Origin of the sequence: Microcoleus sp. B4-C1 (assembly GCF_036705285.1) — a bacterium.
In the GTDB taxonomy this organism is placed as follows: domain Bacteria; phylum Cyanobacteriota; class Cyanobacteriia; order Cyanobacteriales; family Microcoleaceae; genus Microcoleus.
In genome coordinates, this window is record NZ_JAUBUC010000029.1 from 25,375 (window position 1) to 37,463 (window position 12,089).

General features: G+C 46.5%; 11 protein-coding genes. 7 read left to right on the top strand and 4 right to left on the bottom strand.

Annotation, left to right across the window (positions count from 1 at the left end; translation table 11 throughout):
* The first annotated feature begins 244 nt into the window (after positions 1 to 244).
* Complete coding sequence (gene pap, locus QUB26_RS13885; protein WP_333239509.1) at positions 245 to 1,732, top strand: polyphosphate:AMP phosphotransferase; 1,488 nt, start codon at positions 245 to 247, stop codon at positions 1,730 to 1,732.
* Positions 1,733 to 2,085: 353 nt separating this feature from the next.
* On the top strand, positions 2,086 to 3,078 hold the full coding sequence (locus QUB26_RS13890) for a YdcF family protein (RefSeq protein WP_333054271.1): 993 nt from the start codon (positions 2,086 to 2,088) through the stop codon (positions 3,076 to 3,078).
* Here the strand turns inward: QUB26_RS13890 and QUB26_RS13895 are convergent.
* Positions 3,075 to 3,419 (bottom strand): hypothetical protein, encoded by a 345-nt coding sequence (locus QUB26_RS13895; protein ID WP_333318448.1) that lies wholly within the window; start codon positions 3,417 to 3,419, stop codon positions 3,075 to 3,077. The two genes, QUB26_RS13890 and QUB26_RS13895, sit on opposite strands and share 4 nt — an antisense overlap.
* A 449-nt stretch (positions 3,420 to 3,868) precedes the next feature.
* Between QUB26_RS13895 and glsA the strand changes: the two genes are divergently transcribed.
* Positions 3,869 to 4,795: a glutaminase A gene (gene glsA, locus QUB26_RS13900; protein ID WP_333318450.1), complete on the top strand. Its 927-nt coding sequence runs from the start codon at positions 3,869 to 3,871 to the stop codon at positions 4,793 to 4,795.
* A 220-nt stretch (positions 4,796 to 5,015) separates the two neighbouring features.
* Here glsA and QUB26_RS13905 read toward each other — a convergent pair whose 3' ends face one another.
* The 3 genes from QUB26_RS13905 to QUB26_RS13915 all read right to left on the bottom strand — a co-directional run bounded on the left by QUB26_RS13905 (position 5,016) and on the right by QUB26_RS13915 (position 9,024).
* Positions 5,016 to 6,830, bottom strand: a complete 1,815-nt coding sequence (locus QUB26_RS13905) for an adenylate/guanylate cyclase domain-containing protein (protein WP_333318452.1) — start codon at positions 6,828 to 6,830, stop codon at positions 5,016 to 5,018.
* A 517-nt stretch (positions 6,831 to 7,347) separates the two neighbouring features.
* Positions 7,348 to 8,454 carry a FecR domain-containing protein gene (locus QUB26_RS13910; RefSeq protein ID WP_333318454.1) on the bottom strand — a complete coding sequence of 369 codons (1,107 nt, stop codon included), beginning with the start codon at positions 8,452 to 8,454 and terminating at the stop codon, positions 7,348 to 7,350.
* A gap of 225 nt (positions 8,455 to 8,679) precedes the next feature.
* The gene (locus tag QUB26_RS13915) at positions 8,680 to 9,024 is read right to left on the bottom strand and encodes a hypothetical protein (RefSeq protein ID WP_333239519.1); all 345 of its coding nucleotides are present in this window, start codon (positions 9,022 to 9,024) and stop codon (positions 8,680 to 8,682) included.
* A 99-nt stretch (positions 9,025 to 9,123) separates the two neighbouring features.
* Between QUB26_RS13915 and petP the strand changes: the two genes are divergently transcribed.
* The 4 genes from petP to QUB26_RS13935 all read left to right on the top strand — a co-directional run bounded on the left by petP (position 9,124) and on the right by QUB26_RS13935 (position 12,071).
* Positions 9,124 to 9,324, top strand: coding sequence for a cytochrome b6f subunit PetP (petP, locus tag QUB26_RS13920; RefSeq protein ID WP_333054278.1), 201 nt, complete (start codon positions 9,124 to 9,126; stop codon positions 9,322 to 9,324).
* Positions 9,325 to 9,524: 200 nt separating this feature from the next.
* On the top strand, positions 9,525 to 10,625 hold the full coding sequence (locus QUB26_RS13925; protein WP_333239521.1) for a Get3/ArsA fold putative tail anchor-mediating ATPase NosAFP: 1,101 nt from the start codon (positions 9,525 to 9,527) through the stop codon (positions 10,623 to 10,625).
* A gap of 374 nt (positions 10,626 to 10,999) precedes the next feature.
* On the top strand, positions 11,000 to 11,665 hold the full coding sequence (locus tag QUB26_RS13930) for a hypothetical protein (RefSeq protein WP_333239523.1): 666 nt from the start codon (positions 11,000 to 11,002) through the stop codon (positions 11,663 to 11,665).
* A 1-nt stretch (position 11,666) separates the two neighbouring features.
* On the top strand, positions 11,667 to 12,071 hold the full coding sequence (locus QUB26_RS13935) for a HEPN domain-containing protein (RefSeq protein ID WP_333239524.1): 405 nt from the start codon (positions 11,667 to 11,669) through the stop codon (positions 12,069 to 12,071).
* Positions 12,072 to 12,089: the final 18 nt, after the last annotated feature.

Below are 12,089 nucleotides of genomic sequence, written 5' to 3' on the forward strand. Positions count from 1 at the left end.
GAAGTTGAACTTATTTAAAAGTTCCCTATTTCAACTATAACCTGAGCTGTTTTTTTTGGCAAGTTGGAAATCGAGGGAATCTTGCTAGTATTAACGAGGCTGGCATTTGATTGCAGGAGCGCTCCGGCTTTCAACCAGCCGTAACTGTAATTTTTATAACGTTTTTCCCTGAGTTGAGGATTTAATTTTATCCTAACGTTAAACTAACGTTAAACTGTTTTTTACAGATTAATATGAGGTAAATATGCTCGACAACCTCGATTTAGATATCTCCCTGGATAAAGAAACCTATGATGCCAAGATAGAAATTTTAATGCAACAGTTGCGATCGCTCCAACTGGCCTGCAGAGAAAAAAAATTGCCCGCAATCATCGTCCTCGAAGGTTGGGCCGCCGCCGGTAAAGGCGCGCTGGTCAAAAAAATGGTGGGGTACATGGACCCGCGCGGGTTTGCCGTCCACCCGATTTGGCCGCCGTCAGATGCAGAAAGGGGCTATCCTTTCCTATGGCGGTTTTGGCAGAAACTCCCCGCCCGTGGCAAAATTGGCTTTTTCTACCACAGTTGGTACACTCACATTTTAGAAGACCGATTGTTCGATCGAGTCTCCGACGCAGAAGTACCGACAGCCATCAGGCAAATCAACGCCTTCGAGCGGCAGATGGTTGATGACGGCGCCGCAATTGCCAAATTTTGGATTCACCTGAGCAAAAAAGAACTCAAGCATCGGCTCAAAAAACTAGAAGATGACGCATTACAAGCTTGGCGAGTGCGGCCAGAAGATTGGAAACAAGCCAAAAAATACGAAGAATACACAACTTTTGCCGAAGAAATGGTATCCCAAACCGGCACTGGCCCCGCACCTTGGACGCTAGTAGAAGGCGATTGTCAACGCTGGGCGAGAGTCAAAGTTTTAACGCAAATGGCAGCGACAATTACAGAAGCCTTAGACAGACGAACGATGCAATCAGCACCGATACAATTGCCGCATCAAGAACACTTACAACCCACCGAACCCGACTTGCTGGCCCAAGTAGATTTAACTCAATCGCTGTCGCCCGACGAATACAAACAGCAACTTCGCGAGGAACAAACCCGTTTTGGGAAACTGCAACAAAGCATCTACGAAGAGGAAATCCCCGTGTTAGTGCTGTTTGAAGGTTGGGACGCCGCCGGTAAAGGAGGAGCAATCAAACGCTTGACCGACATATTAGACCCCCGCAGTTACACCGTTAATGCCTTTGGGGTGCCGACAGACGAAGAAAAAGCGCATCAATACCTCTGGCGGTTCTGGCAGCGGCTGCCAACGGCTGGTAAGATCAGCATTTGCGATCGTAGTTGGTATGGTAGAGTGCTGGTCGAGCGAGTCGAAGGATTTGCCACCGAACTCGAATGGCGCCGAGCTTATCAGGAAATCAACGAATTTGAGGAGCAACTCACCAGTTTCGGTTGTGTCTTAGTTAAATTCTGGCTGCACATCAGTCCTGACGAGCAACTAAAGCGGTTTACAGAGCGGCAAAACAATCCATTTAAACAATACAAACTCACCGAAGAAGATTGGCGGAATCGGGAAAAATGGAATTATTATGAAGTAGCGGTGAATCAAATGATTCAGCGCACCAGCACGCCGGCTGCTCCCTGGACGCTAATTGCGGCCAATAACAAGTATTATGCTCGTGTTAAAGTAATTCAAACGGTAACGCAGGCAATTCGGAATCAACTGAAGCGCCGATAAATTGGGATTGGTGAATCGGTAACAGGTAATGGGGAAAAAAGTAGGCAGAACAAAGCAGGCTTGAATTGTCAATTCCACCTGCGGCGTACTCGCTCCATTACCAATTACCAATCAACCATTACCAGTTATCAATTACCAATTAACTGTCAGCAATCTGTGACTGGAAGTAGCGGGTTTCACCCTGCAACCAATGGTTGATAGCTGACCGGAAGCGAGCATCAGGATAAATGCGATCGGACTGCGTTATTCGCGAAAGTTAAAAACCCACCGATGCCCGTATTTCCTCCCGCAGCTAAATTCGCGCTCGTTTCCACACTTCCGTACTAATTTATGAAGACACAGAATATTGCAAGATGCCAGAACTGTTAGCTCGCATTCTATTTCTATTCCTCCTGTTCTCACTGATCAAATCGTGGTGGGATCAATCAGGAGGTAAAGACAATCCGTTATTAGACCGACTGCGCGTTTTGCTGCTGATCAGCCTTTTGTTCCTCGCTTTTTTTGCGCCAGACACACCAGTCGGAGCAGCGATTTTCGGGCTCATAGCCTTCTTCTTTAAGCCGTTGGGTTTTTCCATCACTCTGCTGGTGATTGCGTCGGCGCTGATCACGAACGGGGGCATCCGCAACCCGGCGCCGAGAATGATCCTGGCAGCGCTGCTAGTTTTGATCCTTTCGAGTATGCCAGTTGTCGCTTACTGGTTCGCCGACCAAGCAGAACGGGACGCCGCTGCCGCCGTCCGCACAGCTTGCTGCGATGAAACTGCCGCGGCGATAGTTCTCCTAGGCAAGGGAACCACTCAGCCTCACATCCCCAACCGAGTAGCGATTCAACTGACAGATACAGGTAATCGCCTGCCCTATGCTGCCGTTTTGTACCGCCAAAAAGTGGCACCGATGGTCATCGTTACCGCTGGCCCCAGACCAGAGTTGGAGGGTTATGTTGGGGAAGCGAAGGATATCGAGACTTTGCTGGCAAACAACATGGGCGTGCCACGCAGCAGTATCGTTCTCGACGATAACGGCAGCAACATACGCACCAGCGCCGAAGAAGTGAGAAAGATACTCGACAGCCGTGGCGCCCCGCGCAAAGTAATCCTGGTAACATCTGCGATTCAGATGCGCCGTGCCAGCCTCGCTTTTGCGAATATGGGAATCCAGGTGATTCCTAGGGCTACCGACTTCTACACTTTTCAACCCACGGCAGGAGGGAAATCCAGACTCCGCTTAGACGCGGGAGATTTTCTGCCTAGTGCAGAAGCTTTGGTAACTACGACACGAGTATTCGATGAATATTTCGGGTCTTTCTATTACTATTTGCGTGGCTGGCAGGCTCCCAGGGCCTAAAGTGGCAAGTTGCTGGTGTTTTTCTTAGGCAACAGCGACTGCTCCCCAGATTGGTTTAACATCTGATGAGAATGAGACCTTTGTGGGGAGCTGTATTTTTTTCTCATTCCGGCGGGATCGCCGACAATCAAGTTTGCCATGAATGCAAACAATACCCAAAAGATAACTGGCTCCCACTCGGATTTTTTGGGCGTTGCTTCTGGGGTTGTAACAGATTCGACGTTAACTTTGATATCTAGTTTGCCTTCAATTTCTTTGCCTTTGAGAACTCCCTCCTTGCACACTCCCTTAAAAATCATGGGAGCGGGCTTTGGTGCTTCTGCTTTCGGTTCGTCTGCCATTTTTTTATCCTGGTTTTGGTGAATCCGGTTGGATAGTACATTCTTAAAGGTTCGGGGGTTTTCCGGACAGGATTTGGCGAACTCTGAAAGAATTAAGTTAAATATGCACCCCGCCCCTTGCTGGGGCTTAAATATAACCATCTGAAGGCATTTCCAGCTAGTGCTGGTTTGTTTTAGATAGCAGCCTTGCCTTGAAGCTGCTACTTATATATCCGGGTGAAAGGGAGATTTTTATGCAAAGTACAGGTTTTTTATGAAAAATTTATTTGCTCCCGGCGGGCAGAAACGTCAATAGCCTGAAGTTCGAGCTTGGTTGAGATCCCCGAAGAAACCCAGTTTCTTCCCGCAGCGGGCCCAAGTGACCCAATTCGGTTAATAAACGGGGTTTCTGGCTCAATCTCGCGCCAGGAATGCCAATCTAAAATTTTAAATAATCTAAATAATCGAGAGTGAAAATATCCACCCGCCAACTATCTTCCTTGGAACCGGAACAACTGGCAGCTTGGGCAAAAGAGGCAATTAATCGCAGTAAATTGGGTCAAATCCCTGCGTACATACCTCTCCTAGCGCAAGCCGACAGACAAGGGTTTGCCGTGCAAATTCGGGCAATTGACGCGCAAATTGTGAGCTGGGGTAGCATTGCTCAAGCATTCCCGCTGATGAGTGTAGTCAAGCCTTTTGTGCTGCTTTATTTGCTGTGCGAATTGGGGGAAAAAAGGGTGTTTGACTTCGTTGGCTGTGAGCCTTCGGAACTGCCTTTCAATTCTTTAACTCAACTCGAAATAGACCAAGGGAAGCCGAGAAACCCGATGATTAATAGCGGGGCGATCGCCCTAGCGTCTTTGATTCCCGGTCAAAATGCTGTGTCGCGCTGTCAAAACTTGCGAACTTGGCTGAATCAACAGGCAAACAGTCAGTTATTTGTTGACGAGTTAATGCTCGATTCAGTGAAGACAAATCCGAATCAAAATAATTGGAATCTCGCCTTGAAAATGGTAGAATCGGGTTACATTCAAAATCCCGAAATTGCTTTAGAAACCTACAATCGCATCTGCTGTTTGTCGGGAACTGTGGAGGATTTAGCTAAGCTGGGGATGGTTTTGGTAAATAGCGGCGATCGAGCAATGGGGGAAAATTGCCGTAGTGTCAAAGCGCTGATGGCAACTTGCGGTTTGTATGAAGCATCGGGCCGTTTTGCGCTGCGGGTGGGGTTGCCGGCCAAGTCGGGAGTTAGCGGGGCTTTGGTGTCGGTAATTCCGGGCCAGGGTGCGATCGGCTTTTACAGTCCGCCCCTGGATAAAGATGGAAATTCTATCGGTGGGTTATTTTTGTTAGAAAAAATAGCTAAAACTTTGGGGCTAAGCGTATTTGATTAGATTGGTCAGTAAGCTATACTACATTTAATTTTCACTTTTAGGGCAGGCAAGATGCCCACCCCACAAGATTTTTACTAACATAACTATCCCAATTAAATGCGCGACAGCTTAGTCCGCAGTCATTAGGAACGGGGAATTGGGAATTGGGAATGTCTAATGGGGAATTGGGAAAAAGGTAATTTTCCCAACTGACAACTGACAACTGACAACTGACAACTGACTAATGTTTTTCGCCCAAAATAGCATAAACCACAGTCTCTTCTTTTTTGCCGCGCAATTGAATCGAGCCTACTTTTTGGCCTTCGTAGCGATCGCGCACGTAAGAAAAAGTCCTCGCCGTCACCAACAAATTAAAAGGACTGTCAGAAACAATTTCCTTATTCATCGCCTCCAATCTAGCAGCAACGTTGACAGCATCGCCGATCACAGAATAATTCAAACGCCGGGAACCGCCCACGCTACCAGCAACTAACTGTCCGGTATGCAACCCGATGCCAAACTTAATTAAAGGTTTGCGTTCAATTCTAAGCTGCTGATTAAGTTGGTGCAGCCGTTCGTGCATCGCAATACAAGCCGCAACTGCATTCAAAGCATCTTGTTGAATTTCTGCATATTCGCTATGGCAAAAAGGCACTCCAAAAACTGCCATAATTGCATCACCGATGTATTTATCTACAACGCCACCGTGATCCATAATACAGTTAGTCATCGCTTCCAAATAATTGTTCAGCCAGGTGAGCAAATCCCGCGGTGGCATTTTTTCTGAAATTGAAGTAAAACTACGAATATCCATAAACAGCACCGTTGCTGTAAGTTCTTGAGGTTCGAGTTCTCCCTGTTCAAATATCTCAGCTTTGCGTTGCCAAATAAGCTGAGCAGTCTCTGGATCGACGTGCTTTTCAAATAACCTCATCAACTGCTGCTTTTCGTACTGTTCCCGAAGTTGCAAAGCAGTGCTAGATAAAATGAGAGTGCCGATAGGTGCGGCAATCGGAACCCACCAAAAAAAGAAGCCAAATAACAAAGCGGCAGCCCCAATCCAAATTATAGGCAAACCGAGAGCGATCGCAATTCTCTCTTTAACACCTCGGTTGCCCAGAACCAAAGCGGTAAGCGGGCCAATCCCCAACAATAACAAAATTTCTACGAGTACCGGCAGCCGCTGGAGCAAGCGTTGATTGAGCAAATTGTCAATCAACGCTGCATATAAATAAACCCCAGCCGTAGTCTTGTTGAGAGGTGAAGATATCGGATCGAAACCGGTAGCAACTATGCCCACTAAAACTAACTTATTAGTCAGAGAATCTGCTGGAATTCTACCTTCTACGACATCAACAAAAGCATAGGTAGGTAGATTTTCTGTTTTCCCTGGCCAGTTAACCCAGACTTTTTTTTCCTGCTTATTTTTGGACTGTGGGAGCAATACTGGATCTTGGGGATTAGCAGCATTGTACCTGTGAGTCATTGCTAAACCGAAATTAGGAATCCCGTTGAGAAAGATTTTTGACTCGCGGCTAATACCGTCGCTATCGGGTTCCTGGCCGATGTGCCCGACACCTGCGGCGGCTGCTTTTAAAGATGCTACGGGTTCTTCTTTGGTGGTTCTAGCGAGTACAACTTTGCCGTTGGCGGCGATTGCAGCGGCTAAAATATCATCTTTCGGACTTGGATCGAGGAAAAGAATGTCAAAACCAACTGCTGTAGGGGGAGATTTTTTCAGTGCTTCTAGCAGTTGGGCGTAGCGGTTGCGAGGCCAAGGAAATTGACCGTATTCTTGCAAGGAATGCCGCTCGATCGCAATTACCACAATTCTCTCATCCCATCCGGGATTTGGCAAAATTCCAGATTCTCGAATTTGAAAGAGAGTTTTGTATCCCAAATATTCAAGGGGTTTCCACATTCCCAATTGCAGCATGGCGACAGACATTAGACCTACTACTGCCCCTGTCATCCAGGGAGGATTTGTGAATACATATTGCCGCAAGCCGATCAGTTGATTCTGTTTGAGATGATCGATCCATTTTTTGAACTTCATGCAATTAATTTGACGCAATCATTGACATTCGAGTCACAATTTCGAGAGGAGTGGGAGTCAATCGATTTTAGATTTTAGATTTTAGATTTTAGATTTTAGATTGACTTGCGCGAGATAAATTCGGGGGCTCCTTTATCGGATACAGGTTTTTTATTTCTGGACGGATGAATCACGTGGCGGGTATCCTGGATGCTTTCGGTCATGAAGTTTTACAATACCGTAAGGGCGAAGGGTGGGGGCAAAATTTATTTATTTTGACTACCGAGATTCATCGCAAAATGCTTCGCACCTACACAAAATAATCAACCCAGATAAAACTTAGGATCTAACTCACATCTTGCACCATTGTCAAGAACAGGCTTTTTCGTGGGGTCGGGCGGGTTTATAGAACCTATTTGCAAGCTTTAAGGCTGTTGGCGAACCCGCCCCTACGGCTTATTGAGAATGGTGCAACATCTCAGATATAACTCAAGTCCTCAGAGACGGCCCGCGTAGATTACTCGCGACGATAGGTTGTTTAGCGAACTGCGAAGCTGTAATGCCTTTCTGTGACTGACGGGCCTCGCACTACGATTTTGAGGCGGCGACTTGGAGGTAAAATTCCTTGGATTTTGAAGTTGCCTTTTCGATCGATCTTAATTTCTTCATTGTGGACATAAACTGTGTCGATCGGGTTAATTTGACCGCTGAGGCGATAGATATTGCCGCTGACTCTCAATAAACTGCGGACTTTGAGTTTAGCTAGGCGAGGGCTGGCTGAGGGCGCCACGGGCGAGGTTTGAGGGAAAATAGTCGTGGAGTTGCCGCTGTTGAGAACTACTTCCGAGTCGGTGTTGCCGGATACTACGACTGCACCTTCAATAGTTTCGACTGCGGTTTTGCCGCCGCCGACGCTGACGCCAAAGGATGTGCCGCGGACTCCGGCAACGCCTTCTGGGGTTTCAACCCTGATTGGGGCGGTTCTGGCAGAACGGGTTTGTTGGGCAATTTGACTGGATTTGCCGAGTCCGCTGAAGGTATTGAGGGCGGCTATTTGGTTCGGCGGGATAATTGTTGAGGTGGTGGCTGCGGGAGTTGCAGCAGCAGTTTTGCCGATCGACAACCTGACTCGCCCCCTGCTGACAAAAATGGCTGTGCTTTTTTCGCCGCCTGCACGGCTTGACAAATCGGATATTCTGAGTGTGGTTTTTTCGGCAACTTCCACGGTGCCGATGTTGTTGTCGATGCCTAAACGGGCTGTGGAATTGGGGCCGGTGATGATTTCATCTCCGGGGGCGAGTAGCCGATCGCCCACAACCGCTGGCCGCCCTTTAAAGCTGACTGTACCGCTAATTTCTTCTATTTCGAGCGATCGCGCTGCCGCTGTTCCCTGGGCGTTTATCGTGTCTGCTGGGGATGGATTCGCCGCCACTGTTGCCGGATTTTTGGGAGATTTTGAGTCAGTTGGCAATGCTGGCGGTCGAGCGACTGAGACAATTTTAGTAGGGTTCGACTGCTGTTTGGGGGATGGAGAGAGCGGACTGGCGATCGTCCCACGAAAGGGCGACAGACTCGCGAGCACAGCCAAGGACAAACTTAGGAGCGGAATTTTGGTCGATCGCCCACAGGTAAAAATTTTATTCATAATTTCAATTTTGTCATATTGAAGTTTCTAGACTTCCTTTCCTGTATCAGACACCCTAAATCCGGCAATCGTTCCATTTTTTACGCCGTAACACTGCAGCAAAAATAAACTTTATCAGCCTGAAAGTTTAGCATTAAAACTTCTTTTTTGGGTCAGATTTTAGTAAAGTGTTACAACATGACACTTTACTAAAATCTGACCTTCGGGAAATTTGGCAAACCCGACTCAAAGTCCTTTACAGCATGAAATTTCGCCGTTGTCAACGTCAGAGAGGGCAGATTTATATATAGCAAACATAAAATTAATTACTGCTTTTGAATGTCTTTTGGCTTCTGCCTGAAGGATGACTAATTGGGGAGAAATCCTGTAGTTGTGGCAATTAATAAAAAACTTCTTTTTGCGAATCAATAAAAAATAATTATCTAAGTGGTGAACAGCCTCTGCCAGTGGAGCTTGCCGCTGTGGAACATTATGAAGCAAACCCAAGCGAATCAGGGTAGACGATCGACAAACTCCGACTAGAATACCGTCTTTTAGGGAAAGTTGGTCGAAATTTCGATGGAAAATCATAGCGAGCGATCGACGGAGGGTGTTGCTGTTCCGAAGTAGACGCCAAACTGTAAAATAAACGGTTGTATATAGGTTATATAGAGCAGGAGAACAATTTCAGTGGCAATAGAAGTAGGTCAGAGAGTGAAGGTGCGCCGTCTCAGAGATCGGATACCTGCAAATATGGTGGGCAAGATAAAGGAGAATCCAGTAGGCACTGTTGACGGATTCAGAATGGTTGACGGTAGCGGAGTAGGCGTGGTTGTCAAGTTTGACGGTTTTGCGACTTGGTTCTTTGAAGATGAGCTAGAACCCGTTTAACAGATGTAGAAGGAAGAGGGGCACGACACGGATTCGGACACGGATACACGGATTGAATTTAACTGTGTTTCCTTTCGTCTCCCACTCTCCCCCTCTCCCACTCTCCCACTCTCCTCTTCCTCCACTCTCCCCCCTCCCCCACTCTCGCTGAAGGTTGCGCTTAAATGTTAAAGAGTAAGCTTTGGCAGTGAGAACAGAAAATGGCTTTGATTTTGACATTTTTGGGCAAAGGCGGCACTGGCCGCAGTACGATCGCGATCGCAACAGCTAAAAAATACGCGGCTCAAGGCAAGCGAGTTCTGCTGCTCGGCCAAGATCCGGGCCCTGCATTGGGTATCCTGCTAGGGACTCCCCTGACTCTCAGCCCCCAGGAAATCGCCCCCAACCTCAAAGCAGTTCAGGTGCAAAGCGGGCCACTGCTAGAACGCAGGTGGGACGAAGTTAAACAACTAGAAGCTCAATATGTCCGTACTCCGTTTTTCAAGCAGATTTACGGTCAAGAATTAGGGGTGTTACCGGGAATGGACAGCGCGCTGGCGTTGAATGAACTTCGGGAATACGACGACAGCAAACAATACGATGTAATTGTTTATGACGGCAATGGCGGCATGGATACGCTGCGGATGCTGGGAATGCCGGAAATTCTGAGTTGGTACATCCGCCGCTTCCGCCAAGCTTTGGTAGATTCGGATTTGGGTAAAGCTTTGTCGTCGTCGCCTTTTATTCAACCGCTTGTCAGTACCGTGTTGACTGTGGATATGTCGGGAGACAATGCTTTTCAATCTACTAAGCAAGTCGATAATCTCTTGGATAAGGGTAAGGAAGCGCTGGCAGATCCGAACCGCACGGCCGCTTTTTTGGTGACGACTGGGGATGCAAGCGCGATCGCAACTGCCCGCTATCTTTGGGGAAGTTCTCAACAAGTTAGTTTGACTGTGGGCGGTGTCATTGTTAATCAAGCATCGGTTACAGAAGCTATTACTGCCGAGTTTGATCCTTTGACGGCTGTTTCGGTTCCGGCGCACAGTGACAATAATTGGCAGCCGCTAATTGATGCTTTGCCAGATTTTTCGGAGGCCGCAAAAGCTCCTAAACCGATTAACATAAACATTGCACAGCGTCAAGTTAGTTTGTTTTTGCCTGGGTTTGACAAGAAAGAAATTAAATTGATTCAATCGGGGCCAGAAGTGACGATCGAAGCGGGCGATCAGCGGCGCAATATTTTGCTGCCTCCGGCGCTGACTGGGAAGTCTGTTACTGGTGCTAAGTTCCTGAATGGTTACTTGATTATTTCTTTTTAGGGTAAGGAAGAAGGCACTCTAAGAGATTTTGACACGGATACACTGATGAATTATCGAGTTCTCTAATATCATGTCTCGTTGATTCGCGATCGTATAATTTGTGCGATCGTAAGGGCGGGTTTCAACAACCCTAATCACCTGAAACAAACAATCTCGAAAACCCGCCCTCTCCCCACGATAAATCGAAATGTACATTCAGATTTACCCTGGGATGGGGGCGGGTTTATATAGATTGTTGGTCATCATTATATATTGTTGGTGAGCGCGCCCCTACGAACCAAAAATACATTCAACCGCCAAATCTGCTACAATCTCCAGACAGGCTTCACGATTACTGGTAAAGTTAATCCCTAACTTCCAAACCATCGACTCTTATGAAAGAAACAGATATTATTAGGTTGCAAGCCCTTGGCGCTGCTTTAGCTAAACTAGATTCATCTGTCCAGCTTGGCGAGTTGGAAGAGAATATAAGTAGTCAGATATTGGCTTTAGAAAAATTAGCCGAACAAAACCACACTCTGAACGAGATTTACACAAAAGAACGCCTCGACTTAAAAGAGCAGTACCAAGTAAAATCAAAAGACAAACGCTACAACGAGACAAGTGACAGCATTTACAGCACCGATGCTGCAAATTTAAGCCCTTCCTTTCCTCAGTCACAAGGAGAAATGGAAAATCCCTCTGAAATAGCTAAAGCCTTTGACAATTTAATTGCATCTTTTAATAAAATCAAAAGCCTGTACGCGGTTGAAAACCCCCTAGAAAGTTTTAAAATTCTCATCGAACAAGAAGCTATCGCACCTTTGATTCTGGAAGCTTACGATCACATTCGAGCGCTATTTCCTACGGAAAGATTAGGCTTAGAAGTGAAAACCGATCCAGAAATTGCCAACTGGCGATCGCTGTGGATTACCATTTACACCAAACTCGAAGTCGATGAAGCTTTTGCAAAGTTAAACATCCTTGATGATAGTTGGTGGCTCGAAGCTAAAATAGCAGCCCCCAAAAATGATTTACATATTAGCCTTGAATGGGAGTAAAATGAGATTTGATTGGTCTGAATATTTGAATTTAGCTCAAGAGTTAGCTGCCACGAATAGTGACAGTTCAGCTAACAGGGAAGCCAAGTTGCGATCGGCGATAAGTAGAGCATACTATTCGACATTTTGTCTAGCGCGAAATTACTTACGTGACATTGAACAAGACCCAAGACTTTTTCGTAAGAATCGCGATATCAACGAACATCAATATGTAGCCGAAGAATTTATAGAGCACCCAACTCAAATGAAAAATATGGTCAAAATAGGTGAAAATTTAAGCAGATTGAGAGAACTTAGGAATAAAGCTGATTATGAAGATACTATGTTTAACTTGCAAAGAGAAGCGAGAAATGCGTTAATGCTAGGCGAGAATATTATTTCGGGGTTAAATGAGTTGACTGAATAAGCTGAATCATAATTAAAA

Bases quoted from the DNA above. Each gene is read 5' to 3' on its own strand.
- pap (WP_333239509.1), top strand. From the start codon at position 245: ATGCTCGACAACCTCGATTTAGATATCTCCCTGGATAAAGAAACCTAT.
- QUB26_RS13925 (WP_333239521.1), top strand. From the start codon at position 9,525: ATGGCTTTGATTTTGACATTTTTGGGCAAAGGCGGCACTGGCCGCAGT.
- QUB26_RS13930 (WP_333239523.1), top strand. From the start codon at position 11,000: ATGAAAGAAACAGATATTATTAGGTTGCAAGCCCTTGGCGCTGCTTTA.
- QUB26_RS13935 (WP_333239524.1), top strand. From the start codon at position 11,667: ATGAGATTTGATTGGTCTGAATATTTGAATTTAGCTCAAGAGTTAGCT.
- QUB26_RS13905 (WP_333318452.1), bottom strand. From the start codon at position 6,830: ATGAAGTTCAAAAAATGGATCGATCATCTCAAACAGAATCAACTGATC.
- QUB26_RS13895 (WP_333318448.1), bottom strand. From the start codon at position 3,419: ATGGCAGACGAACCGAAAGCAGAAGCACCAAAGCCCGCTCCCATGATT.
- QUB26_RS13915 (WP_333239519.1), bottom strand. From the start codon at position 9,024: ATGATTTTCCATCGAAATTTCGACCAACTTTCCCTAAAAGACGGTATT.
- QUB26_RS13890 (WP_333054271.1), top strand. From the start codon at position 2,086: ATGCCAGAACTGTTAGCTCGCATTCTATTTCTATTCCTCCTGTTCTCA.
- QUB26_RS13910 (WP_333318454.1), bottom strand. From the start codon at position 8,454: ATGAATAAAATTTTTACCTGTGGGCGATCGACCAAAATTCCGCTCCTA.